Genomic DNA, 22,755 nt, shown 5'->3' on the forward strand with positions numbered 1-22,755 from the left:
ACCGTCCAGCCAGCCTGACCGTGCCGGCCCGCGGGCTCAGGCTTCCTGCACGGTGCGGTCAGCCACCAGCGCCAGCGCCGCTTCCAGCACGCGGACGTCGGCACCCGGTTTGTGGGCATTTTCGCTCAGATGACGGCGCCACTGGCGCGCGCCGGGAATGCCCTGGAACAGGCCCAGCATGTGGCGCGTAATGTGTCCCAGATAAGTGCCCTGTGCCAGTTCGACTTCGATGTAAGGGTACATGGAACGCACCACGGCGACCGGATCGGCCACCGGTGTCTCGCGGCCAAACAGCTGGCGATCAACCTGCGCCAGAATGCCGGGATTTTGATAGGCTTCGCGTCCCATCATCACGCCATCAAGGTGTTGCAGATGCGCTTTGGCCTCATCAAGCGTCTTGATGCCGCCGTTGATCGCGACGGTCAGCGCCGGGAAATCCCGCTTCAGCTGGTAAACACGCGGATAGTCGAGCGGTGGAATTTCACTGTTCTCTTTCGGGCTGAGGCCCGACAGCCACGCTTTACGCGCATGAATAATGAACGTATCACAACCGCCCTGCTGCGCCACGGTGCCGACAAAATCGCACAGGAAGGCATAACTGTCCTGATCGTCAATACCGATGCGGGTTTTCACCGTGACCGGAATGCTGACCACATCGCGCATCGCTTTGATACAGTCCGCGACCAGCGCCGCCTCCCCCATCAGGCACGCGCCAAAACGGCCGTTCTGTACGCGATCGGACGGGCAACCGACGTTCAGGTTGATCTCATCGTATCCGCGCGCTTCTGCCAGCTTTGCACAGGTTGCCAGCGCGGCCGGATCGCTACCGCCCAGCTGCAGCGCCAGCGGATGCTCCGCCTCGCTATAGGCCAGATAGTCGCCTTTGCCGTGGATGATAGCGCCGGTGGTCACCATTTCGGTGTACAGCAGCGTGTCGCCGCCCAGCTGACGGTGAAAATAGCGACAGTGACGGTCGGTCCAGTCCAGCATTGGGGCGATGGAGAAGCGATTGAGGTTGTAATTGCTGGCTTTATCAGGTACTGCGCTGTTTATAGATGTTTTTACTTCTGTCATATTCTCGTGCATTTCTATCGGTTTCGTTATATTTTTGCATTCACAGGACACCATTAGGGACGCCATGTTTTGGTGTCCTGATATGCGGAGAAAATAACGAAATGGCCTACTTTACGATTGCTAAACGCCCTCGCGCAGATGGGTCAGTCAGATACCGCTGCATAGTGGGCGTGAAGGAGCAGGGTAAACACCTTTACCGCGAAAGTAAAACGTTTGGAAAATTAGCGTTGGCGAAAACATGGGGTACGCGTCGCGTAGCTGAACTTGAAGAACGTGGTGTCCCGTCCGACTCAGATGCAAGCCAAATAAGCGTACGGCAACTACTGATGAAGTACATCAATGATCCGGACTTAGGCGGTAAAGCTGGACGAACAAAGCGCTATGTTCTCAACATGCTGGTGGACTGTGATATTGCAGAGATAAAACTGGCAGACCTGTCCGTAAATGATGTGGTTGAGCATGGGCGCTTGCGTGCTGGCGCAGGGGCTGGACCTGCAACGGTTTCTCATGATTTGAGCTATCTATCATCCGTTCTGGCTTCTGCCAAACCTATTTTTAGTATCGAATACGCTGAGAATCCAGTCGCTGAAGCACGTGCGCTGCTGGTTAATATGGGAGTGGTTGGTAAATCGCAGCGGCGAAGTCGTCGTCCTGTTGGTGATGAATTGGCACGACTTGAGGAAGGACTACGGGCACGCCAAGATCACCGATCTGCGGCGATTCCGTTCATAGATATACTCAATTTTTCTATATTATCGTGTATGCGAATTGGCGAGGTATGCCGTATTCGGTGGGATGATATTGATGAGAAACAAAAGGCGGTTCTAGTCCGTGATAGGAAAGACCCGCGCAAGAAAGACGGTAATCACATGATGGTTCCGTTATTGGGAAATGCCTGGGGGATCGTTCAGCGACAACCGAAGAAATCAGAACTGATTTTTCCCTACAATGCGAAATCTGTCACTGCGGGGTTTCAGCGGGTGCGTTCTGCTTTGGGGATCGAAGACCTTCGCTACCACGACCTGAGGCGGGAAGGGGCTAGTCGGCTTTTTGAGGCAGGGTTTAGTATAGAGGAGGTTGCTCAGGTAACTGGGCACCGTTCTTTGAATGTGCTGTGGCAGGTCTACAGGGAGCTGTACCCCAATAGCCTGCATCAGCGCTTTGATGAGCTATCAAAACAACGTTCATGATGAACAATGTTTTAATTCTTTTGCCGCCGCGATACGGCGCTGGTCAATAAAATCGGCCAAGTCTTTAACATGCACCATGCGCGGAGCCTTTTGAGTGTCCCCGATGCGAAACGTAGGAATCGGAAGTTTACCGGCCCCTGCTTTACTTTCGGCTGTCGCTGGTTTCATCCCCAAAAAACGCTCAGAGATATCAGAAAGTGGAATGGTTGCAGTGTTGAATTCAGCCATCAGCAAAAACATAGTATTCATTTCAAACCTCTTTTCTTCATGGCTTCCAGCAGGATATCCTGCACGTTGCGTTTTGAATCGCGCCGCTGCATGACCAGTTCGTCTGCGGTATCGGCGGCAATAATGTGGTGTATCCAGACCGGACGGTTATGCCCCGCCTGTATCTGGCGCGTTGGCCCTATACGTTCGATAATTTGCTGGTACTGTTCCAGATCCCACCAGTGAGAGAAAAACACCAGTATGTTACCGCCATCCTGTAAGTTGAGGCCGTGGCCTGCGCTGGCCGGGTGGGCAAACAACACCGGAATTTTTCCCGCGTTCCAGTCGCGCAGCGTCTGCGGATCGGAATCAAGCTGTTTCCCCTTTGGAAAGGCTTTCAGTAAACGGGCTAAGTCACTTTTAAAGTGGTAGGCAACCAGCACCGGCATACCGCCAGATTCGGCAATTACGCTTTCCAGCGCCTGTAATTTTGCGTCGTGGATTTCTGACCAGGTACCTTTGTCGTCGGTATAGACAGCACCGCTGGCAATTTGCAAACACTTCACCGTTTTAGCGGCGGCGTTCGGTGCCTCGATACTGTCGCCATCCAGTGCCAGAAACATCTGCTTTTCCATTTCCTGATACTGCTGGCGTGCCTTGGGCGGCATCTCCACGCGGATCACGTTGTGGATCGGTTCCTCAATATCGAACCAGTCAGCGGCATCCAGCGAGATAGTTACATCACGTAGCGCTGCCTGTATCTCATCCTGCGAATGGGGAAAGGGTTCCAGCTTTGACCACTGCTGGCCGGGAAACTGAATGTTGTTGAACCAGCGGGAAGTGAATGCGCCGAATGTACGACCCAGACGCTGGCCCTGATCAACAAACCATGCCTGGCCCCACAGGTCGATCAGGCCATTCGGTGCAGGTGTACCGGTGAGGTTTATCCAGCGGTGTACGTGTTTATGCGCGACTTTCGCCAGCGCCGCTGCACGTTTGCCGCCTTGCCGTAAACGGAATGACTTTAACCGGGTGCTCTCGTCTGCCACTACGGTACCGAATGGCCAGCGGTCACCCAGCGTTTCAACCAGCCAGACCAGGTTGTCATAGTTGGTGGTGTACACGCTGGCATGGGTGTTTTGCAGCGCAGCCAGCCGTTCCTTGACGGTGCCGACAATCGGCTGCATCTCAATATTGCGAAGATGATTCCATTTATCGACTTCACCCGGCCACGTTGACCGCGCCACACGCAGGGGGGCGAGAACCAGCACAGGTTGTGTTTCGGCACCGCACATAAAGAGATCTTCCAGCGTGGTCAATGTGGCAACCGTTTTTCCCATACCCATTCCCGCCCAGATGTTGCAGCGTGGATTATCAATGAGAAAATTGGTTATTAATTCCTGATAGGGCATTGGGGTATATGGCTTCGCCATTTTCAGCCTCAGAATAATTTCGCTATATCCACGCCGTAGACTTCCAGCCATGCTTCACGGGGGTAGCATAAAATTCGTGCATCCGTGGACTCATCCCAGTAGTAGGATTCCATCGCGTCATGTTCGTCCTGCCATTTAACCAGGGAGCGATAGTTGTACCAGGTGCCGGTGGCGCGCCACACTGACCGTACTGACGCATATTCCTTGCTGGCACCTAAAAGCGCGGCCATTTCATCGCGTTCTTTTATCGCCTTATTGGCGATGCGCTGGTAAACAGCATTACGCTGGCAGGCAGTGGCTTCGCGTTTCTGACTTATCTGCGCTTTGGTGCGGATAGCTTCATCGCGTTGTTCGGCAATATCAGCGGCTAACCTCAGCGCCTCGGCAAATGACTGAGGTACGGGAGAATTGGCGGGTAACTGATAGCTGCCCTGCTGGCGCAATGCTGGCAAAACTTCTTCGCATACCCAGTCCTGCACGCGTTCGGCTGAGGGGAGCTTGCTTTTCAGTATCAGGCGGTACAGGTCAGACTCTGGCGCAAGAATAATTCCTTTCGGATAAAAGCCTAAATTCAATTCTAGCGCCTGGCTAGAATTAAGTTTAATCAATGATTTGCAGTTATCTTGTAATGCCTCATGTGGGTTTTTATAGCCAAGAGCCTTCGCCAGTTCGACAGCGAAGAACACTGGCTTACCTTGATAAAGAGTACCCTGTAGCTCGATATCTGAATCAGCAGACTTAAAAAGCATGAGTTGTGTTTTGGTAATTTTGGTCATGGCAATTCCTCCATAATGAAACGGATGTGGTTATCAGAGGGCTAACGGGTAAAATTTTGCAGATTGGCGTTCAGATCGCTTACACTTGGCTTAACACAGGAGGATCCGCTATGGGCCAGGTTGCATTTGATACTCAAGAGTTCGTCGAGAAGCTGGAAAGCTCTGGTCTTAATAGAGAGCAGGCCAAGGCTATAACCCTTGTCGTGCGTCAATCCCATGAAGTCGCCGATCTTGCTACCAAACGCGACCTTGAGGACGTGCGCAAGGATTTAACGGTTCAGATAGCCGATGTCCGTAAGGACATGGAAGCTCGCTTCGAGAAGAACGAAGCTCAGATGCAGGCTCGCTTCGAGAAAACTGAAGCTCAGATAGCCTTACTCCGTAAGGATGTTGAACATACTGCAAATGGATTATTGATAAAACTGAGTGCGGTGATGCTTGCTATCGCCGGTCTGGCATCGACCATTGTCACGGTGGTAATTAAACTGCTTTGATTTTCAGTAACCCCCCTCCTGCGTCAGGCGCTTAACCTGTTTGCGCAGCCGCCTGTTGTCTTCCGCCATATACCCAATCACCGCCCTGAGCGTCTGCGTTTCCCAGTCCTCGTTAGGCTGTCTGCCCAGGCTGACCAGATAGCGGGCATCATCGATACTCTCACCGCCGTTGGTGATGGCGACGACCTCGCCCATATTGGGGTGTCTTAAGGTCAGCACCCGTGCGTTATCCAGTTTCATTGAATACCCTCCATATTTTTGCTGTCCAGTACCACCACGGTAAAACCCAGAGCGCGCAGCCGGTCGTGTTCCCGAAGCTGGTCGGCGCGTGGCGCTTTACCTGGTGATTTGCATTCCACAAACAGCACCTTGCCATCAGGCAGAAGCACAATCCGATCCGGTACGCCCCGCCTGCCCGGCGATACGAACTTATAAGCAATACCGCCGGCCTTTTTCACTTCCGCTATCAGGTGTTTTTCGATGGCGGATTCACGGATGTAGGCCATCGGTAACCGCCTCTTTCAGTTTTTCCCGCCCGACCTGCATCAGGCAAAAGTCAGAGCGGTTTTCGCTCCACGTCTGGTTTATCGGGTTACGCGCAGCGCGGTTTGCTTTCGCCCATATTTTGGCAGCGCGGCGGTAATCACCCTCGCGTTCAGTTTGCGCAGCCTCACGCGCAGCACGGTAATAGGGTGAGCTGTCATAATTTCTAAAAGACATAAGGGTTACTCCTTACGATATCGATATGCCTCAAAGCCCCCCGCTGACAGCGGCAATCCTTCAGCCCATGCGGGATTAGTGGAGAGGAGATCGCTTAGGCGCAGGTGTGAAAAATCAGAATGGTCTGGTGCTTCCGTTAAAATCTCGTCATGCACCGTTAATATGATGTCGTAACCGTTGTCCTCCACACCGGGCATATTCGCGGCCATCACATCACGGGCGGTAGCCTGGGTTACGTTCTCTGTCAGCTTGCCGCCGTAGGTTTGCAGGCGTTGCCATTTCCGGCTGTAAGTGTTGATGCCCATGTAGCTGATCTTGCCGCTGTCGTCGATACGTGCGCCGGGATAACAGACCGCCCGGCCAGAGGGAAGCTGAATACGTAGCCAGCTTCCGTCGCGGCGAAGCTTTAATTTGCGGCAGGAAAGGGTTATGCCGGGTGTGGCAATGGCGCGGCGGGTGGCCTGCTCGATCTCCTTCCAGAAGCTGAATGTTGCCGCGTGGGCTTCGCGCCAGAGGCGTTTAAAAGCGTCGCAGACAACATAAGCGCGTTTTGACAGTCCATAGGTTCGCTTCTGTTTTACCGCCCATTCATATGCACGAACGGCTTCATCCAGAATGCTACGTGGGATGTTGTCGATAGCGGCAGAGGCCATTTCTTCGAGGTCGATGTTGTACGCCAGAGAGAATGTCAGAAATGCGCCAACGCCCCCTTCATAGCCCAGCGCCAGTTCCTGTACTTTTCCGACCTGACGCTGATCTTTGTCCACCACATCGGGGGCTACACCGAAAGATTTTGCATAGGCCAGTTTGTACAGGTCATGGCCAGCGCCCGCGTCATAATCCCTAAAGGCCTGTAGCTTCCACTTCTCCCCGACCAGCCATGCCAGTACGCGCCCCTCGATGTTGCTAAGGTCAGATACCACCAGTTTTTTACCCGCAGGGGCCATGATGCAGCCGCGCAACGCTGAACCGGTCAACTGCATCACATCATCGTAAAGCAGGTCGGCGCACCCGGCTTTCAGTGCTTCAATACCACAGTCAATGTCGGCTTGTTTTAGCATTGGTCTGGGTAAATTTTGGGGCTGAAATAATCGCCCGGCCCACCGCCCGGTACGCGATGCCCCACAAAACTGTAACGTTCCACGCAGGCGTCCGTCACGGCTGACGCCTTTCATCAGGGTTTTGTATTTGCTGGTGCTGGTGGAGCTGGCCTGTAGGCGGATAGCGAGTAATTCACGAAGTTCAAACGGTAAATCAGGATCGTTAACCCGGCGCTGCAAGGTGCTGGCCTGCATATCGGGCAGTTCGATACCAAAGGCTTCTGCTATGTGTTTCAGCATGGCGTCACGCTGTGTTGCCGCCTGCACCGCGTTGTCCGTGAGCTCCAGCGTTCGTCTGGCCAGAACCTTCTGTTCCCTCTCAACCGCCGTCACCGCTGCCTCAGCAAGCTGCACGTCCATGAATACGCCGCGATCATTGATACGCTGATCACGGTGCCAGAGCGCCAGCTCATTGCCTGAGTAATTCCAGGCAGGGAGCTTTTTGTCGATCTCACGCATGGCATCAATATCCAGCCCGGCGTATTCAACGAATCGCTGCCACTCGACAGGGTGTGTTTTGGCGGTAGCGCGGCGGATAGCGCTGTTTTTCGGGCGAGGCTTGCAGAATAGCTGGATCAGTTGCTTACCGGCCTTATCCTTGGCTTTATCCTGCGAAACACTGAGAATGTCACACAGATCGCCCAGCGATCCGGGCAGGCCGTGTGCCAGCGCCCTGACCATTGTATCGCGCCAGCGCTCAACGCCACCGGCTGCTACCCCCGGCATGGCGTGATTTAATACTGTGCGGTCGAAATGTGAATTGTGAGCATACAGAAGCACTTCGGGGTCTTTTAGTGCAGAAGCTAATTTTAGGGGGATGGGCGCACGGGAAGTCAAGTCCCAAACATTCACCGGCGCATCGTCAATCGCCCAGGCAAACAGCATGACCTCAGCACCTTCGGCGTAAGCATGGGTGCCGTTTTTAATGGGAATTTCGCTATAGGTTTCAAGGTCTAACCAGAGTTTTTGCATAGCTATTCCTTGCGGGTGCTTTGCGAAAAGGGTTACTTGTTGCAAAACACCCGGCGTTTGTGCCGGGTGGTGAGTGGGTTTAAATCAACGCTTCTGCGTCAGCGCCTTCGCTCATATTCTCGAAGTCATCCGGCGTCGCCACGCCGCCGCCAGCGAAGGCGTCACCATCGCGCAGGAACTGGACGCCGCCCAGTGACGCGTTAATACGCTTGCCAAAATTGTTATCCATCGCCCAGATATCGATGGTGGCGTTAACGTGGCAACCGGCATACGGCTTGCCATCGGCGGCGGTCAGCGCGGAACGATCACGGTCGATAACCAGTGGTCGGGCTTTATTACTGGCAGAGACAAACTTATTACCGGGATAGCCCTCGTATTCTGCTTTTTCATCGCCATCGTGCAGGCAGACTTTCAGGCCGGTGCGTAAGGATTTAAGAACGCTGTCGGCTTTCGGCCCCCATTTTTCTTTAGCGGCCTGAGCGATAGCCGCTTCAATTTCTTTCACGCAGGGATGGTCGGGTGGGAAAATAAATGCAGCGCTAAAACGTGGCTCACCTTCACCGTTAACAGTTTTAGGTTCAAATAATGCCGGAAATGCCAGTCGCACGTTATTCAGTTTTACTTTCATGGATACTTACCTTTAATTCAAATGAGGGATTCAGCGGCTTCAACATCGTCAAAGTCGTTTACAGGGTTGATATTTAACGCTGGTTTGGGATCGGACTCTGGCACAAGGGCGGGTTTGCCATCAGGGCGGGTAATAATGGCTTCTACCTTCGCCCAGCGGCGCGGGTTGGCCTTTTTAATGAGTTTCTCAGCCTGCGCCGGGCTGATAACTTTGAAGGTATAAACTTCTTCCTTTTTATACCGGAACTGGTCTTTAAGCAGGGAAATTGCCTCTTCTTCACTACTCCAGATGCGATTCCCCTGTTTACCCTGAACCAGTTTATAGCCGGGAACGGGGTGCCCATTTTGCAGCAGGTTAAATGCCGCAGAGCGGACGCTTTTACACCAGCTTTCGATGTGGTCAATCAGCGGGAGTGTTTCGCCCAGCCATTTTCCGTCAGACTCTGCCAGCTTCTGACGGGCGGTGGTCAGTGCGTCTTCCAGAGAAGGCGGGTCGGCTATTTCACTGAAATCATTTATCAGCGCAGCCGCGACATACTCCGCCTGCGCCTGGCATTTGCCTCGCCGCTTACACCAGCGGCAGGTTTTCTCTCCGGGGTGATAGGCCGAAGCCGGGATAATATCCGGGCCGTTTTTCCCGGCGTCGTCTGCCAGTTGCAGCACATCGGCAGCGATGGCTTTCACGTTCTGCCCGAACTCCTCCAGATTTTGTATGCTGCATTCGTACTCGCTGACGTGGTTGATGCGGGGCTGGTGAATAAACATCCTTACCCGGTTTATGTCGGCAATCAGACTGACCTGCTCCAGCGCCCCGAGGGCGTAAAGCATGAGCTGGGGGTTTTCGAACGCATCCACTTTCTCATAACCGTATTTGAGGTCGTGGATCTGCAACTCGTCGCCGGTGATGATTACCGCATCCGATGTACCAAACTGATTGGGGATACCAACGATGTGAGAGAAGTCGCATTTCTGCTCGACCAGGAGTATCGCGCCGGGTTGCTGCGCTAGCGTCCAGACCGCTTCAACGTACTCTCCCACCTTATCAACCATTTCCTGGCTGACCTGCGGGACAGGACTGGCTTTTGACCGGGGTTTCAGCCGGTTACGGAGGATCGTTTCGGCCAGATGATGCGCTGTTGTGCCTTCTTCGGCATAACTCGTGGTTTTGTTCGGCTCAAACTGCTCCGCTGCCAGTGCCGCGTTGCAATGTAACCAGCGGTGAGCGGATGAGGGGGAAAGTTTCGCGTGAATATCTAGCACGGCTTACTCCCCCCGCAATGCGGCTTCTGCCAGCATCACAACGTCTGCCAGATTTTCCTGGGGCACCTGCCCCAGCTTCTGAGCGCCGAATTTGTTCAGAATTTCCACCGCTTCATTACGATAGCCGCCTGTTGACAGTTTCATAATCAGGTTTCTGGCCTGCTCAAAAATGTCTTCTGAAGTATCATCAGGCGCTGGTTTTGTTTCCTGTTCCGCTTTTTTGACGCTGGCACTGTCTGTTTTCGGTTGTGGGGAGGCAACGGGGGTCAAGGTGTTACCGCTCTGCATGGCTGCAATGAGCTGGTGTATCGCCTCAGTATTTTCTTTCAGGGCAAGTTCAAGGCTCATGGAGTACCTCAGATATAAAGGGTGATCGGGAAGTGGGCGTTGGGGTTTCGTTCCAGTTCATCGCGTTTGCGCAGGTAGTGCAGACGGCGAACGGTATTATTTACGGGGGCAGTGGCTAACGGGGCGGTTTTAACTTTTTTCGGTTGTTGCATCGGGTTAATCCCCCTGAAGTTGGGAAAGTGCGGTCAGGCCTTTCGGTGTAACAAGTACCTGTTCCCTCATTTTCTCGGTGCCATCGCTTTGGGTGACTACGTGAACTTTGTGCATCAGGACGCCCGTCTGAATTTTGTTCTGGTACGCCAGCCAGCTCTTACCCCCGGGGCGTCTGTAGATCCACCGATGAGCACTGAGGTATGAAAAAAGGTCTTTGGGTCGCATTTGCAAATCCTTGGCCGCATCGGTAATACATACGCAACCCTCCGATTTAGCGATCCGCTGTAGTGCCTCGACATCCGGTTTCATCTGATCATTCTCCAGACGCAGGCGTTCGTTCTCCTCTTCGGAGGCGATGAGTAAATACGCAATGTCTTTACGGGTGATGGAATTGATATCGGGTTTTGTCAGTCTGCCGGTACGGTAGTCGAGAAAGGTCTGGTTGACCTGTAACTGAAATGCCGGACTAATCCACCCGGCATAGGAGATGGCCAGCAGTTCGTGGGCGAAGGTGCCGGGTGAAGTGCCGCCATTAATAACATTGACTGTTTTATGAGCAGGGCAGGAATTCTTGCTCTGTTTATTTTTCAGTAAGTTAGCTTCAAGTTCTCCGATAAGCTCCTGAACCTGCTTATTGGCCAGCCAAAGGGAGGGGCGTTTACCGTTATCCCCACCGCTTGCTTTATGCAGTGCGTTAAGGTTGAAGCGACCTTCAGCATCGGTAGTAATTTCAACACCGGCGATGACAGGTGCGTTATGTTTTGTTAGTGTATTTATCGTTAGGCCTCCTCAGCCTGGCTGTTGTTCTGACGCGCGGGTAGCACCAACTACCCGCGCGTTTTTCATTTCAGCGAACTTAATAAAGCGCCCGCGACCAGGGCCGACGCTTGATAAATTCACGTTTGCTTCGGGTACGTGCGGCAAAACACATGTACCTCATCACGTTCCAGTCTCGCATTCCGGTTTCAACGGGTTAGCCAAGACATTCAGCGGGCCACTGAATTGCGGGGTGTGACTGCCCTGTCCAGATTGTTAAAGAGCGGGTGGTGCATGGCTTAAATATTAGCTTTACTGATTTTAATGTCAATAGTAAAGCTGATTTATTGGGGCGGATTTTATTAGCAGTTTGATATGAATGGTTTTTTAGTAATGGTGTGTATAAAAAAAAGCCGGTGGCTACCGGCTTGGAAGGGATTTATCGGATAAAGTTACCTAACTAACTTTTAGCCCTCGAGCTTGAGCAATTTCTTCAAATAAACGGTCATAATACCGTTTCCGATCTTCAAGAGCTTCGTGCAGTTGAGTTCTTTCTGATTCAGGAAGTTGATTTATAAGCTTTAATATAGCCATCTCTTTTGGAGATATGAACAATTCGGGAGCTCGATTAAGCGAGTCGTTGCTTGTTTCTCTGACATAACAAAGAAGATCTGCTAATTCTGGTTTTATCTCTTCAGGTGTGACACGAAGAAGCTTAGCAAACTTGATTACCGTGTCAGTATTCAATGGTACTTTTCCGTTAAGGTATTGGCTAACAGCCCCCTGTGTGTTGAAGCCGAGCGCATCCGCAGCCTTCTCTTGCGTAAGGCCTAGAGCTTTCTTCTTTTCATCCCATATCCGCTTCAAGCGGGTAGCGGTCTGTTTATCTTGGTCAGTCACTTGTCTCATACATATACCTTATTTGCGTTGCTAATAAGGCGCAAACAGTATCGCTATTGACCAAGATAATCAGTATCGCTAATATAAAATTGATTATTGGAGGACGTATGAAACTTAAAGAATATCTTTTGCATGAAAACATTAGCCAATCGTCCTTTGCGGCAATGGTTGGTGTATCTCAAGGTTTTATCAGCCAAGTAATAGCCGGTAAATATAAACCGCGCGGTAGTAGAGCTATTGACTGGTCCCGGGCCACTAAATGGCTCGTAACTCCTCATGATTTAAATAGTGAAGATTACCCTAACGCGGCGGATGGGCTACCCCCCAAATCCCCCGCCACATCCACTACCAAGGCCAAATGACCCATGCCCATACGTTATTCAACGGGTCTGCACGCCAGCGATGTCCGGCCCAAGCCGGGGGTGTGCGAAAACTTCAGGCGTTTTAGTGACACGCTTGAAGATCTTCGCAAGGCCATCGGCATCTCGCTGGAAGACACCCGGGCGCAGATGTACGCCAAAAAAGCACGCCTGCCCTATATCTGGCATTCAATGAAGGATGCTGCCGTTGGCCGTTATGCGCTCAATGCGGGTGATCGCGATGTGCTGTTCCTTGATATGGACGGCTGCGATGAAGAAGCATGGCGGGCGTTGCGCGACGCACTGGACCGTTTCTCATGCTTCACGTACTCAACACCCAGCCATCTGCACCCCACCGTAAAGGGTGAGCAGCGCTGGCGCATTTGCATGGAGCTGGACCGTTCGGTCACCCCGGAGGAGTATAAAATCCTTGGGCCGGCGGTAGAAAACTGGCTGATGGACTGCATCAGTCTGCTGGATGACTACCCTGTCCGCTGGGACCGTTCCGTCTATAACCCTGACCATATGCTCTACGGACCCGACGAAAACGCGATATTCGAACGTTTCAGCGGCACGCCTGTTACCGTCGATATCCTGCTGGCAAGGGCGGGTGATTTACCGATCCGCCCCGTATCCGAGCATTCTGACGATGACTTATCGCGTCTCGTTGATCTGAATAACGTTACCCAACAGACCTTTGACGACCTGCGCGAAGTTATGTGGCATCCGGCTGTACTGGCCGACGCCCATCCCAAATGTGGCAGACATAACGCCTGGGCGTCAATGGGCTGTCGTCTCGCGTGGTTTAAAGGTACCGACTGGGAAAATGCTGCGCGGCAGCTGTGGGTTGACTGGTCAACCGCGGGCGGCGGTAGTCAGGAAGATATTGCTGTAGCTGAAACCCGCTGGGACGACAATAAACTCAAAGCAGACCGCACCGGGTATCAGGCCATTTTCGCCTATGCTCAGAAATCAGGTGTTGCCAATCCCGCTGCGGGTCGCCAGCGGGTTTCTGTCGCCAGCGTAGAGGAGTTTGAGGACGTTACTGAAAAGGGTGACGAGGTTGCGGAGTATTTGCCATGGCCCAAATTTACTCGCGATAAAAACGATAAAATTGAAGGTGTTATTTCTAACGTGCTGCTGGCGCTGCGACGGCCAGATCTCTGTGGTGTACAGATCCGCCTCGACGAATTCCGCGATGAGATAATACTGACTACCCCGAAGGGTAAGAACATACAACTGCGGGATGAGTATTACACCAAACTACATACAACTCTCGAAAGTCTGGGCTTCAAGAAATTCGAAGAAGCAGCCGTTAAACGTGCAGTTCGTCTAATCGCCTGGGAAAACAGGTTTGACTCTCTGAAAGCGTGGGTAAACACACTGCCAGCCTGGGATGGTGTACCGCGTATCGATACATTTTTTATTCGCCACTGGGGAATAAAAGAGAGTGCCTACACCCGTTCTGTCGGTCGCTACTGGTGGACGTTGCTTGCCGGTCGTGCTCTTGAGCCGGGTATTAAAGGTGATATGGCGGTGATCCTCGTCAGTCAACAGGGAAAGAATAAATCAGAAGGGATCCGTGCAATGGCCCCCACCCCCGACCATTACATGGAGCTTGACTTCGGCAAAAAGGGGGAAGAACGCATCCGTGAAATGCGCGGGCATAACGTCATTGAACTTGGCGAGATGCGCGGAATGGATAAGCGGGGTATTGGTGATGTCAGGGTGACCATTTCCACCCGTGCCGATCGTAACCGTGGTCTGTTTCGTGAGCATTATGTCACTTTACTACGTCGTTGTGGCTTCATCGGTACTTCTAACTCTGATACGCCACTGACAGATACTGAAGGTAACCGCCGTTGGTTGCCCATGACGATCCCTGATGAAACCGATAGTAAGTTTATCGCTCAGGGTATTGCTGATGAAAAAATCCAGTTATGGGCTGAAGCGGTTGCGATATTTAAGCGTGAGGGTATCGCCTGGGAGCGCGCCGAAACGCTCGCCAAATCCATTCTCGGCGACTATGAGGTCAAGGATGAAGTCTGGACGACCAGTGTCGCTGAATGGCTGGAGCAAGAGACAGTGGAACTCACAGGTGATGATATTAAATTGAATCGTGAGCGAGTGCCGCTGACATCAAAAGATATTCTCATCGACGCCATTGGCTTTAAAGCAACGTATGTCAAGCGGGGTGACGAAATGCGGGTTGCCAAAATTATGAAGGATCTTGGGTATAAAAAACGTCGGTTGCAAAATTTAGCGGGTAATCCTTACCACTGGGAAAAGTGCAAATAATTACGAATTTGCAGAAATGTACAAGTTTGCAAAATTTAGCAGGTAAGCCGAGAGGCTGGGAAAACGTAAATAATTACGAGTTCGCAGAAAAATGCAAGTTTTAACCAACCTTAACTAACCTCAAAAAGTAGGTTGGTTAAAAAAAAAGATAGATTAAACATAAAATTAACTAACCAGCTAACCTATCTAACCAGTTTATATAAACATACACGCGCATACGCGCACGCATTGGAAGAATTTTTTTTTTCAAAATAGGTTGGCTGGTTAGTTAACTAATTGAAAAAATTAAATTAAACCAGTAACCAACCTTGTTTCTGAGGTTGTGCAGGTTAGATGTTTGCCTGAAATAAATTTTTGTTGAACGGTGTTGAGGTCGAAGATTATGTGCAGAGATATGCAGGAGGTGCTGGAACGTTGGTGCCGCGGTGCTGCGAGGGAAGAATACTGCTCGCGGCGTGCACGGGAACCAGTGCGTTTTGTCCCTCTGTACCCTCGCGCGTGCGCGCGTTTTGTCCTGAGGAGTTCGCATGATGCAAATCGACTGGTTTAAAGTCATCATCGATATCGAACGTGCGGGCATGACGCAGCAACAGATAGCGAAAACCGTCCACGTATCCAAGTCAGCGCTGTATGGCTGGAAAGCGGGAGCGGTACCGCGCTACGACGATGGGGAGGCGCTGATCCGCTTGTGGGAACTGGTCACAAACAGAGCGCCGCAAGAAATCCCTTACACCCGTTTTTTTCAAAGCCGGTACCGCAAGCGCTAAAGTGTCAAAAATACACGGTTCGTTGCATGATCCTGGCGAACGGCGATACCCGCCATTTGTTACGAAAATGTTGTTTTCAAAAGGCCCCCATTCCGGCGCAGTAAACACGATCTTTTGCGCCCTTCACCCTGTTTTAGGTTTGAGCGCCATTTCGTCGGTGCGCAAAACGGCCATTATGTTAAATAGCCCCCCGAATCGATTATTTTAGTCGGGAAACCGAACAGGCCTTTACGCATGCTGTAAGCTCCACATGCCAACGGAGTAAGCAACATGGGTCGACCTAAAAAGCAAATCGAAGTTCCGGGCGAAATCATTACGTCATCGGAGGGGGAGGGTACGGCTAACCCCCCTGAACAACTGCACGCCGCTAGTGCTGGCGCAACGGTTATTGCCGATACCACAACTGATGCGGGCGCAGATGGCGGGAGCGGTATTGCTACAGAGGAAATTGCAGCCCGCAACGCTGCACTTTCTGGACTGAACGCCGCTGCATTTCAAACCCTCACCCGGTTCGAAACGCTCGGTTTTACCGACCTCATGGATCAGCCGTTAACGAACAACCTCGATTTTATCGACCTGGTTAAACAGGCCACCACGCAAACCCCCCGTACCGCAGTCACCAGCGAGGACGGGCAGCGCAAGCCGCATAAAGCCCCCGTACTGACTGACAGGGGCTGGCACGTTCCCGGCTAAGGAGGATCCGTCATGTGTGGAGGAGGTTCACCCACCGTTGTGCGGTACGACCCGGAAGCGGAAGCCGCCAAAGCAGCAGACGCCGCCGCCAGGGCAGCAAACGCGGATTCAGCAGCGCGCCGTAAACGCAAAAAAGGCTCGTCCCTGCTTACCACGGGTTCAGAAGGGGCAACGGATTCCGGCACGTCGCTGCTTGCGTCTGGTGCACGCGGTAAAACCAGCCTGGGGGCGTAACGTGGTCAACGAAACCGCCAGCAAAATAATCCGTCGTGCGGATTCACTGAAAGCATTACGCCAGTCAAATGAATCGGCCTGGCGCGCGTGCTTTGATTTCACCTACCCGTTGCGCGGGGCTGGCTTTTCTTCCGATGTTCTGGACGCCAGCCGCGCTAAATCCAGGGTGGCGCAGTTGCTGGACGGTACCGCAACGGACAGCACGCGCATTCTTGCGTCGGCGCTAATGTCCGGTATGACGCCCGCAAACGCGCAGTGGATGGATTTAAACAGTGAAAGCCTCACCGACGAGCAAAAAACGTGGCTCTCTGCCTGTGCAACGCTGATATGGGAAAACATTCACGCGGCCAATTTTGACGCGGAAGCCTACGAAGCCTGTCTGGATGTGGTTATTGCTGGCTGGTTCGCCCTTTACATCGATGAGGACAGGGAGCAGGGCGGCTTTACCTTCCAGCAGTGGCCGCTGTCGCAGTGCTATGTCTCATCGTCTCGCCGTGATGGCATCGTTGACACCGTTTATCGCTGCTACCCGTTAACCGCAGAGCAGGCGGTAAAAGAATTTGGCGACAAAAATGTCAGCGACAAAATCCGCGACGAGGCCAGGAAAAAACCTGACGCGAAATTTGATTTTATTCACGCCATTTTTCCGCGTGATACCTGTGTGGTCAATGCGCGCCTCGCAAAAAACATGCGCTTTGCCTCCTATCACATCGAGGTGCAGGGCAAGCGCACCGCGCGCGAGTCTGGCTATCACGAATTCCCCGTTGCCGTTCCGCGCTGGATGAAAATCCCCGCCAGTGCCTACGGTGTCGGCCCTGTTTATGACGCGCTGCCCGACTGCAAAGAACTGAACGAAATTAAGCGCATGGAGAAAGCCGCCGCTGACCTGGCCATTTCCGGCATGTGGATTGTGGAAGACGACGGCGTGATTAACCCGCGCACCGTCAAGGTGGGTCCACGCCGCATTATCGTGGCGAACAGTGTGGAGAGCATGAAACCGTTGCTGACGGGGGCCGATTTTAACGTTGCGTTTACGTCCGAAGAAAAACTACGGGCGCAAATCCGCAAGATCCTGATGGCCGACCAGCTACAGCCGCAGGACGGCCCCGCCATGACCGCCACCGAGGTACATGTACGGGTTGCGCTCATCCGCCAATTACTCGGCCCGGTGTACGGACGCTTTCAGGCTGAATACCTGCAAATCCTGGTTCAGCGCTGTTTCGGCATTGCGTACCGCGCAGGCATTTTCCCCGCCGCGCCCGAGGGCATGGACTCTGCCAATTTCAACGTGCACTACATTTCCCCGCTGGCCCGTGCGCAGAAGCTGGAGGACGTGACCGCCATTGAGCGTGCCGGGGCCAACATCGCGCAACTGGCACAGATTGATCCCGAGGTTACCGACTTACTGGATACCGACTCAGCGGCCCGTGTTGTGTCCGAGGCGCTGGGTGTTCCCGCCAAAGTGATTCGCAGTGCCGACGATGTGGCCCGTTTACGTGAACAACGCAGGCAAGTACAGCAGCAGGCAGCACAGCAACACATGCTGATGCAGGCAGGGCAGGAAGCGGCGACCTCGGCAGGCAGGGAAGTCGGTACCGCATTGGTTCAGCAGATGGCCGGGGGAGTACGATGATCAATAAGCCCGTTCGCCCTGAGGACTACCGACGCCTTTTTGAAGAAACGCCGGGCGGCCCGCAGGTGCTGGAAGAATTAACGCGGCGCTTTGGGGGTGCCGTGTACGTCAGGGGGGGCTCTGAGGGGGATCGCCAGACATGTTTTAACGCCGGGCGACGTGATGTGCTCGATTTCATTTTACGCAGGCTTAACGAAGCAGACGGAGTAAACGACGATGTGGAAGCTTAAATTCCCGTTCATGAATCAGGCGAGTGAAGGCGAAGGCTCAGGGGGTGGCGATGGTGGTAACGGCGGCGGTGGTAATGCGGGTGGCGAAGGTGGCGGCGCTTTGCTCAATACTGGCGCAGCACAGCAGCCGGGCGCGACAGACTGGCTGCCGGAAAAATACCGCGTGGTGGGCGAAGACGGCACCCTCAATATTGAAAGCTCTGCCCGCAAACTGGCGGATGCGCATACGCATCTGGAAAAGCGCCTTGGCCGCGGGGACGCGCCACCAAAAACGCCTGATGAATATGCGCCTGAGGTAGATGCCGGGGGCTTCAACTGGGACGATTTTAAAGCCGATCCCCAAATGCAGGGCTTTTTAAAATCGGCCCATGCCAGGGGGCTGACCAATGACCAGTTAAGTTTTGTGCTCAATGAATATATGCAGCGTGCGCCGGAACTGGTGGGCGGTGCCGCGCAACTGGATCAGGAAACCGCCAGTACAGCATTACGCGAGGTATGGAAAACCGATGCGGAATTTAACAAAAACATCGGGCTGGCGTACCGGGCGTTTAATGCTCTGGCGGATGATGCCGACAAAGGCCGCATTGACGAAGTCGGCAACAACCCGATGGTCATCCGCCTGCTGGCAAAAATCGGCGGAGAAATGCAGGAAGATTCCCCCGCTGGCAGCGATATCAATCTGGAAGAGCAACAGACCATTCGTGATTTGATGAAGTCGGATGCCTATATGGATCCGGAACATGCCGATCATGAAAAAATCTCTGCGCGTGTCCAGGCGTACTACGCGAAAACCTACGGCAACACACCGGTAGCGTAATGCTGTGACATGTCACACCACGCCAGCCTGAGCGCTGGCTTTTTTATTTGGTCGGGAAACCGAACGCACACCTTGCGCAAAATCACTCCACCAGCCCGGCGTGGTAGCCGGATACCTGATTTCCCGCCGTCTGTAAGCGCCAGGCAGTCGGTGTATTGGGCCGGGAAACCGACACCCCGCAGGCGAAACAGAACTGGAGTGCGCATTATGGCTTTTGATGCCAACAAAAATATGATCACCGCCGCCTTTGTAACGCAGTTTCATGATTCTTTTGAGATTGCCTCACAGCAAAAAGATTCCCGCCTACAGGCAGCGGTACAGGATCGCGGGCAGATCACCGGTGCGTCGTTCACCATCAACGATATGGGCACCATCGAAATGAACGCGATCACCACGCGTTTCGGTGACACGGTGTGGGATGTGCCGGAAGCCGGTACCCGTAATGCGCTGATGGCGGATTACGGTGTGTTCGTGCCTGTCGAAAAGCGCGACCTGCGCAAGCTGATTGCTGATCCTCAGGGGCCCTATCTGCAATTGACGCTGGCCGCCACCAACCGCCGCAAGGATACGGTGATTTACCGTGCATTGCTGGATGCGGTAGCGCGCAAGACGGAAAACAACGGCGCTTACACCAACGTGGCGCTTCCTGCGTCCCAGAAAATTGTAGCGGGTGGCACGGGCTTGACCAAAGCCAAACTGATCGCCGCCAAGGCGATGTTCCGCCGCAACGAATGTGACGAGCAGAACGGCGAACAGCTTTACATCGCTTACAACGCCGACATGCTGACGCAAATCCTGAGCGACACCACACTGACCAGCGCCGACTTTATGGCGGTCAAGATGTTGCAGGAAGGGTCGGTGTCTAACCACTGGCTGGGCTTCCAGTGGATCGCTTATGAAGCGCTGGATTCAGTAACGGAGAAAAACGTGACCACTAAAACCACGGTGGCCTGGGCGAAGTCTGCCGTGCATTTCGGTACCGGCGCGGAATATAACGTCGATATCGGCCCGCGCCGTGACAAAAACAACACCATCCAGATTTCCGTGGATGCGTCTTACGGTGCAGGTCGCGCCAGCGAGAAGAAAGTGGTGGCGATTGGTTTTGTAGCGTAACGCCGCGTGGGTATTGCCGGGGGTAACACCCCGGCCTTTTTGTTAAAGGTACCGCTATGGCTTCCAGTGTTTCTATCTGTTCTAACGCGCTGCTTATCCTCGGGCAGAATCCCATTAACGATTTTAAACAGGACTCCGACAGCGCGCGCCTGTGTGCCAACGTTTACCCCACCGTCCGCGAAGATTTATTGCGTAAACACCCGTGGAACTGCGCCGTTAAGCGCGTGGTGCTCTCCCCTTCCAGTACCGCCCCTGCTTTTGGCTTTGCGTATCAGTTTCCGCTGCCGGGTGACGTGCTGCGCGTCCTGTCTGTGGGCGATGCGTCAGACGATATCCCGTATCGCGTAGAGGGGCGGAAAATCTTCGCCAGTATTAACGCGCTGAAACTGCGCTACCTCTTCCGCAACGAGGATGAATCAACGTGGGATCCGGCGCTGGTGGCGCTGGCAGAAGCGTTTATGGCAGCAAAGATAGCCTATGCGGTAACAGCATCCGCCAGCCTGCGCGATGCGCTGACCCAGGAAGCCGCCTATCTGCTGCGTCAGGCCAGGGCCATTGACGGGCAGGAAGATCCGCCAGAAGCGCTTGGCGGTTATCCGTTGCTCACGTCGAGGTTTTAACCATGCGCGCCAACCTGATAAAAACCAATTTTACCGCCGGTGAAATTTCCCCGCGCTTAATGGGGCGTGTTGATATTGCGCGTTATGCCAACGGAGCGAAACAGGTAGAGAACGCGGTGTGTATGGTTCACGGTGGCGTTAAGCGCCGCCCCGGTACGCGGTTTATTGCGGCCACGAAATACGCTGATAAAAAATCCCGCCTGATCCCTTTCGTGTTTAACCGCTCGCAGGCGTACGAACTGGAATTCGGCGACCGCTATGTGCGCTTTTTCCAGAACGGCGCGCAGGTGGTCAGGGATGATTTAACCCCTTATGAAATCGAAAGCCCGTTCACTGAAAGCATGCTGTCCGAAGTGAAATTCGTGCAGGGGGCGGACACGATGTTTCTGGTTCACCAGGATATCCCGCCGCAACGGTTACAGCGCCGGGCGCAAACCGACTGGAGGCTGGCTGCTGCTGAATTTGTGGTGATGCCGTTTGATGAAATCCGCGACACACCGGAAAAATGGTGCAAGCCGTCGGTAAAAGCGTTTGTTGGCTCTGCCATCACGCTGACGCTATGGGATGATGAAGCGGGCAAACGTTTTACAGGTACCGGCTGGGTGGCTGCTGATGTCGGGTCGTACGTGCGTATCAATAGCGGCCTGGTGCTGATCAACACCATCACCAACGCACAGAAAGCCGCAGGCGTTATTCGTTCCGACCTTTCCGCTACGCAGGCAGCCTCACCGGGGGCATGGACGCGCGAGGACAGCGTGTGGTCGAAAGAGTTGGGCTATCCGGGTGCCGTGACGTTCTACCAGCAACGGCTGGTACTGGCCGGTTCTCCGTCGTACCCGCAAACTGTGTGGTTTAGCGAAACGGGTTCTTATCTCTCTTTCGAGCCGGGCAACAAGGACGACGGTGCCATGTCGTTTACGGTGTCCTCTGACCAGCTAAACCCTGTCGTGCATTTAGCACAGATGAATACGCTTATTGCGCTGACCTACGGTGGCGAGTTTACGTTAACCGGCGGCTCGGATGCCGCAATCACGCCGACCAATATATCCGTAAAAAATCCCAGCACCTACGGTTGCAATACGATCCGCCCGGTACGCGTGGGTACCGAAATCCTTTTTATCCAGCGCGCCGGGCGCAAACTGTTTGCGGTCGCTTATGACCCCGACAGCTACGTCGCCTATTCCGCTAATGACCTGTCTGTGCTGTCTGAGCACATCACGGAACCGGGCATTGTGGAAATGGCCTACCAGCAGCAGCCGGATTCTATCGCCTGGCTGATACGCGCAGACGGCACCCTGTGTTCGATGGTGCTCGACCGTTCGCAGGATGTGATCGCCTGGTCGCGGCATGTCACCGAGGGGGCTTTTGAGTCGGTATCTTCTATTCCTACCGATTCGGGCGATGCGGTCTATACCATCGTTAAACGTGAGATTAACGGCCAAACGGTGCGTTACGTTGAATTACTGGTGGATGCGTTGCACAGTGATGCGGCGGTTACCGGCACCAGCGAAGCGGGCGTAAAAGCATGGAGCGGCTTAAACCACCTGGAAGGAAAAACCGTTGATATCGTCGCAGACGGCAACGTCATGCCCTCACAGGTAGTCACCGGCGGCGCTGTCACGCTGACCCGCACCGCGAAAAGCGTCGCCATCGGGCTGCATTTTAACACCACGATAGAAACGCTGACACAGGAAGTCTCTACCAGCGAAGGTACCGTACAGAACGCCAGGAAACGCACCAGCGAAGTCACCATGCGTTTTCTCGACACCACCGGCGCCACCTGCAACGGGCAACCCATTCCTTTTCGTCGTTTTGGCCCGAAAATTCTCAACCAGCCCGCACCGCTTTTTACCGGCGATCACGCGTGGGGAAAACTCGGCTGGGAAAAAGGCGAAGACACATTACGCATTCAGCAATTGCAGCCACTGCCGTTTCACCTGCTGGCAGTGATGACCACTTTCACCAGTAACGGGGGCTAACC

General features: G+C 53.6%; 26 protein-coding genes and 1 pseudogene. 12 read left to right on the plus strand and 15 right to left on the minus strand.

The features are described from left to right. Positions 1–36: 36 nt before the first annotated feature. Complete coding sequence (gene dusA / locus AC6I8M_RS13420) at positions 37–1,086, minus strand: tRNA dihydrouridine(20/20a) synthase DusA (protein WP_498013419.1); 1,050 nt, start codon at positions 1,084–1,086, stop codon at positions 37–39. 89 nt (positions 1,087–1,175) lie between these two features. Here dusA and AC6I8M_RS13425 point away from each other — a divergent pair, with 89 nt between their 5' ends. Next, the gene (locus tag AC6I8M_RS13425; protein WP_498013420.1) at positions 1,176–2,264 is read left to right on the plus strand and encodes a tyrosine-type recombinase/integrase; all 1,089 of its coding nucleotides are present in this window, start codon (positions 1,176–1,178) and stop codon (positions 2,262–2,264) included. Here the strand turns inward: AC6I8M_RS13425 and AC6I8M_RS13430 are convergent. The 3 genes from AC6I8M_RS13430 to AC6I8M_RS13440 are packed head-to-tail and all read right to left on the minus strand — an operon-like array spanning position 2,259 to position 4,680. Continuing rightward, positions 2,259–2,513 carry a pyocin activator PrtN family protein gene (locus AC6I8M_RS13430; RefSeq protein ID WP_498013421.1) on the minus strand — a complete coding sequence of 85 codons (255 nt, stop codon included), beginning with the start codon at positions 2,511–2,513 and terminating at the stop codon, positions 2,259–2,261. The two genes, AC6I8M_RS13425 and AC6I8M_RS13430, sit on opposite strands and share 6 nt — an antisense overlap. Beyond that, on the minus strand, positions 2,510–3,904 hold the full coding sequence (locus AC6I8M_RS13435) for an SNF2-related protein (RefSeq protein WP_498013422.1): 1,395 nt from the start codon (positions 3,902–3,904) through the stop codon (positions 2,510–2,512). The genes AC6I8M_RS13430 and AC6I8M_RS13435 overlap by 4 nt, the downstream gene beginning before the upstream one ends. 8 nt (positions 3,905–3,912) lie before the next feature. Next, entirely contained in the window at positions 3,913–4,680 is a 768-nt protein-coding gene (locus AC6I8M_RS13440; protein WP_498013423.1) for a BRO-N domain-containing protein, read from the minus strand. A gap of 110 nt (positions 4,681–4,790) precedes the next feature. Between AC6I8M_RS13440 and AC6I8M_RS13445 the strand changes: the two genes are divergently transcribed. Beyond that, positions 4,791–5,174, plus strand: a complete 384-nt coding sequence (locus AC6I8M_RS13445) for a coiled-coil domain-containing protein (RefSeq protein WP_498013424.1) — start codon at positions 4,791–4,793, stop codon at positions 5,172–5,174. Between the two features lie 3 nt (positions 5,175–5,177). On the opposite strand, the gene AC6I8M_RS13450 is transcribed toward AC6I8M_RS13445, so the two are convergent. From AC6I8M_RS13450 to AC6I8M_RS13500, 11 genes and pseudogenes are all read right to left on the minus strand, one after another. Further along, positions 5,178–5,414, minus strand: a complete 237-nt coding sequence (locus AC6I8M_RS13450; RefSeq protein ID WP_498013425.1) for a hypothetical protein — start codon at positions 5,412–5,414, stop codon at positions 5,178–5,180. Next, entirely contained in the window at positions 5,411–5,680 is a 270-nt protein-coding gene (locus AC6I8M_RS13455; RefSeq protein WP_498013426.1) for a PDDEXK family nuclease, read from the minus strand. Before AC6I8M_RS13455 ends, AC6I8M_RS13450 begins: the two co-directional genes overlap by 4 nt. After that, positions 5,664–5,894: an ANR family transcriptional regulator gene (locus AC6I8M_RS13460; protein ID WP_498013427.1), complete on the minus strand. Its 231-nt coding sequence runs from the start codon at positions 5,892–5,894 to the stop codon at positions 5,664–5,666. Before AC6I8M_RS13460 ends, AC6I8M_RS13455 begins: the two co-directional genes overlap by 17 nt. A 5-nt stretch (positions 5,895–5,899) precedes the next feature. Further along, the gene (locus AC6I8M_RS13465; protein ID WP_498013428.1) at positions 5,900–7,966 is read right to left on the minus strand and encodes a DNA polymerase family A protein; all 2,067 of its coding nucleotides are present in this window, start codon (positions 7,964–7,966) and stop codon (positions 5,900–5,902) included. Between the two features lie 79 nt (positions 7,967–8,045). After that, positions 8,046–8,594: a DUF2815 family protein gene (locus tag AC6I8M_RS13470; RefSeq protein ID WP_498013429.1), complete on the minus strand. Its 549-nt coding sequence runs from the start codon at positions 8,592–8,594 to the stop codon at positions 8,046–8,048. A 17-nt stretch (positions 8,595–8,611) separates the two neighbouring features. Beyond that, positions 8,612–9,853 (minus strand): DUF2800 domain-containing protein, encoded by a 1,242-nt coding sequence (locus AC6I8M_RS13475; protein ID WP_498013430.1) that lies wholly within the window; start codon positions 9,851–9,853, stop codon positions 8,612–8,614. 3 nt (positions 9,854–9,856) lie between these two features. Then, the gene (locus AC6I8M_RS13480; RefSeq protein WP_498013431.1) at positions 9,857–10,201 is read right to left on the minus strand and encodes a hypothetical protein; all 345 of its coding nucleotides are present in this window, start codon (positions 10,199–10,201) and stop codon (positions 9,857–9,859) included. 8 nt (positions 10,202–10,209) lie between these two features. After that, a complete protein-coding gene (locus tag AC6I8M_RS13485; RefSeq protein ID WP_498013432.1) occupies positions 10,210–10,353 on the minus strand; it encodes a hypothetical protein in 144 nt (47 codons plus the stop codon). 4 nt (positions 10,354–10,357) lie between these two features. Continuing rightward, the gene (locus tag AC6I8M_RS13490) at positions 10,358–10,663 is read right to left on the minus strand and encodes a phage antirepressor KilAC domain-containing protein (RefSeq protein WP_498013433.1); all 306 of its coding nucleotides are present in this window, start codon (positions 10,661–10,663) and stop codon (positions 10,358–10,360) included. A gap of 168 nt (positions 10,664–10,831) precedes the next feature. Then, positions 10,832–11,131: pseudogene (locus AC6I8M_RS13495) on the minus strand (KilA-N domain-containing protein); the annotation flags it as partial. Positions 11,132–11,566: 435 nt separating this feature from the next. Next, positions 11,567–12,019 (minus strand): helix-turn-helix domain-containing protein, encoded by a 453-nt coding sequence (locus tag AC6I8M_RS13500; RefSeq protein WP_498013434.1) that lies wholly within the window; start codon positions 12,017–12,019, stop codon positions 11,567–11,569. 98 nt (positions 12,020–12,117) lie between these two features. Between AC6I8M_RS13500 and AC6I8M_RS13505 the strand changes: the two genes are divergently transcribed. From AC6I8M_RS13505 to AC6I8M_RS13550, 10 genes are all read left to right on the plus strand, one after another. Next, positions 12,118–12,372, plus strand: coding sequence for a helix-turn-helix domain-containing protein (locus AC6I8M_RS13505; RefSeq protein WP_498013435.1), 255 nt, complete (start codon positions 12,118–12,120; stop codon positions 12,370–12,372). Positions 12,373–12,375: 3 nt separating this feature from the next. Beyond that, positions 12,376–14,667 carry a VapE domain-containing protein gene (locus AC6I8M_RS13510; RefSeq protein ID WP_498013436.1) on the plus strand — a complete coding sequence of 764 codons (2,292 nt, stop codon included), beginning with the start codon at positions 12,376–12,378 and terminating at the stop codon, positions 14,665–14,667. A 527-nt stretch (positions 14,668–15,194) separates the two neighbouring features. Next, positions 15,195–15,434 (plus strand): helix-turn-helix domain-containing protein, encoded by a 240-nt coding sequence (locus AC6I8M_RS13515; protein ID WP_498013437.1) that lies wholly within the window; start codon positions 15,195–15,197, stop codon positions 15,432–15,434. A gap of 270 nt (positions 15,435–15,704) precedes the next feature. Beyond that, positions 15,705–16,127: a hypothetical protein gene (locus tag AC6I8M_RS13520; RefSeq protein ID WP_498013438.1), complete on the plus strand. Its 423-nt coding sequence runs from the start codon at positions 15,705–15,707 to the stop codon at positions 16,125–16,127. 235 nt (positions 16,128–16,362) lie between these two features. Next, positions 16,363–17,994, plus strand: a complete 1,632-nt coding sequence (locus AC6I8M_RS13525; protein ID WP_498013818.1) for a portal protein — start codon at positions 16,363–16,365, stop codon at positions 17,992–17,994. Beyond that, on the plus strand, positions 17,991–18,224 hold the full coding sequence (locus AC6I8M_RS13530; protein ID WP_498013439.1) for a Bbp19 family protein: 234 nt from the start codon (positions 17,991–17,993) through the stop codon (positions 18,222–18,224). The genes AC6I8M_RS13525 and AC6I8M_RS13530 overlap by 4 nt, the downstream gene beginning before the upstream one ends. After that, positions 18,211–19,041, plus strand: a complete 831-nt coding sequence (locus AC6I8M_RS13535) for a hypothetical protein (RefSeq protein ID WP_498013440.1) — start codon at positions 18,211–18,213, stop codon at positions 19,039–19,041. Before AC6I8M_RS13530 ends, AC6I8M_RS13535 begins: the two co-directional genes overlap by 14 nt. A gap of 207 nt (positions 19,042–19,248) precedes the next feature. Next, entirely contained in the window at positions 19,249–20,154 is a 906-nt protein-coding gene (locus AC6I8M_RS13540; RefSeq protein WP_498013441.1) for a phage capsid protein, read from the plus strand. A 56-nt stretch (positions 20,155–20,210) separates the two neighbouring features. After that, positions 20,211–20,774, plus strand: a complete 564-nt coding sequence (locus AC6I8M_RS13545) for a phage connector family protein (RefSeq protein ID WP_498013442.1) — start codon at positions 20,211–20,213, stop codon at positions 20,772–20,774. Between the two features lie 2 nt (positions 20,775–20,776). Beyond that, on the plus strand, positions 20,777–22,753 hold the full coding sequence (locus tag AC6I8M_RS13550; RefSeq protein WP_498013443.1) for a phage tail protein: 1,977 nt from the start codon (positions 20,777–20,779) through the stop codon (positions 22,751–22,753). The last annotated feature ends 2 nt before the right edge of the window (positions 22,754–22,755 follow it).

The sequence above is a fragment of the Type-A symbiont of Plautia stali genome (assembly GCF_059731155.1).

What these genes read in the sequence shown, in the direction of transcription:
- dusA (WP_498013419.1), bottom strand. Translation starts at nt 1,086, where the DNA reads ATGCACGAGAATATGACAGAAGTAAAAACATCTATAAACAGCGCAGTA.
- AC6I8M_RS13425 (WP_498013420.1), top strand. Translation starts at nt 1,176, where the DNA reads ATGGCCTACTTTACGATTGCTAAACGCCCTCGCGCAGATGGGTCAGTC.
- AC6I8M_RS13430 (WP_498013421.1), bottom strand. Translation starts at nt 2,513, where the DNA reads ATGAATACTATGTTTTTGCTGATGGCTGAATTCAACACTGCAACCATT.
- AC6I8M_RS13435 (WP_498013422.1), bottom strand. Translation starts at nt 3,904, where the DNA reads ATGGCGAAGCCATATACCCCAATGCCCTATCAGGAATTAATAACCAAT.
- AC6I8M_RS13440 (WP_498013423.1), bottom strand. Translation starts at nt 4,680, where the DNA reads ATGACCAAAATTACCAAAACACAACTCATGCTTTTTAAGTCTGCTGAT.
- AC6I8M_RS13445 (WP_498013424.1), top strand. Translation starts at nt 4,791, where the DNA reads ATGGGCCAGGTTGCATTTGATACTCAAGAGTTCGTCGAGAAGCTGGAA.
- AC6I8M_RS13450 (WP_498013425.1), bottom strand. Translation starts at nt 5,414, where the DNA reads ATGAAACTGGATAACGCACGGGTGCTGACCTTAAGACACCCCAATATG.
- AC6I8M_RS13455 (WP_498013426.1), bottom strand. Translation starts at nt 5,680, where the DNA reads ATGGCCTACATCCGTGAATCCGCCATCGAAAAACACCTGATAGCGGAA.
- AC6I8M_RS13460 (WP_498013427.1), bottom strand. Translation starts at nt 5,894, where the DNA reads ATGTCTTTTAGAAATTATGACAGCTCACCCTATTACCGTGCTGCGCGT.
- AC6I8M_RS13465 (WP_498013428.1), bottom strand. Translation starts at nt 7,966, where the DNA reads ATGCAAAAACTCTGGTTAGACCTTGAAACCTATAGCGAAATTCCCATT.
- AC6I8M_RS13470 (WP_498013429.1), bottom strand. Translation starts at nt 8,594, where the DNA reads ATGAAAGTAAAACTGAATAACGTGCGACTGGCATTTCCGGCATTATTT.
- AC6I8M_RS13480 (WP_498013431.1), bottom strand. Translation starts at nt 10,201, where the DNA reads ATGAGCCTTGAACTTGCCCTGAAAGAAAATACTGAGGCGATACACCAG.
- AC6I8M_RS13485 (WP_498013432.1), bottom strand. Translation starts at nt 10,353, where the DNA reads ATGCAACAACCGAAAAAAGTTAAAACCGCCCCGTTAGCCACTGCCCCC.
- AC6I8M_RS13490 (WP_498013433.1), bottom strand. Translation starts at nt 10,663, where the DNA reads ATGAAACCGGATGTCGAGGCACTACAGCGGATCGCTAAATCGGAGGGT.
- AC6I8M_RS13500 (WP_498013434.1), bottom strand. Translation starts at nt 12,019, where the DNA reads ATGAGACAAGTGACTGACCAAGATAAACAGACCGCTACCCGCTTGAAG.
- AC6I8M_RS13505 (WP_498013435.1), top strand. Translation starts at nt 12,118, where the DNA reads ATGAAACTTAAAGAATATCTTTTGCATGAAAACATTAGCCAATCGTCC.
- AC6I8M_RS13510 (WP_498013436.1), top strand. Translation starts at nt 12,376, where the DNA reads ATGCCCATACGTTATTCAACGGGTCTGCACGCCAGCGATGTCCGGCCC.
- AC6I8M_RS13515 (WP_498013437.1), top strand. Translation starts at nt 15,195, where the DNA reads ATGATGCAAATCGACTGGTTTAAAGTCATCATCGATATCGAACGTGCG.
- AC6I8M_RS13520 (WP_498013438.1), top strand. Translation starts at nt 15,705, where the DNA reads ATGGGTCGACCTAAAAAGCAAATCGAAGTTCCGGGCGAAATCATTACG.
- AC6I8M_RS13530 (WP_498013439.1), top strand. Translation starts at nt 17,991, where the DNA reads ATGATCAATAAGCCCGTTCGCCCTGAGGACTACCGACGCCTTTTTGAA.
- AC6I8M_RS13535 (WP_498013440.1), top strand. Translation starts at nt 18,211, where the DNA reads ATGTGGAAGCTTAAATTCCCGTTCATGAATCAGGCGAGTGAAGGCGAA.
- AC6I8M_RS13540 (WP_498013441.1), top strand. Translation starts at nt 19,249, where the DNA reads ATGGCTTTTGATGCCAACAAAAATATGATCACCGCCGCCTTTGTAACG.
- AC6I8M_RS13545 (WP_498013442.1), top strand. Translation starts at nt 20,211, where the DNA reads ATGGCTTCCAGTGTTTCTATCTGTTCTAACGCGCTGCTTATCCTCGGG.
- AC6I8M_RS13550 (WP_498013443.1), top strand. Translation starts at nt 20,777, where the DNA reads ATGCGCGCCAACCTGATAAAAACCAATTTTACCGCCGGTGAAATTTCC.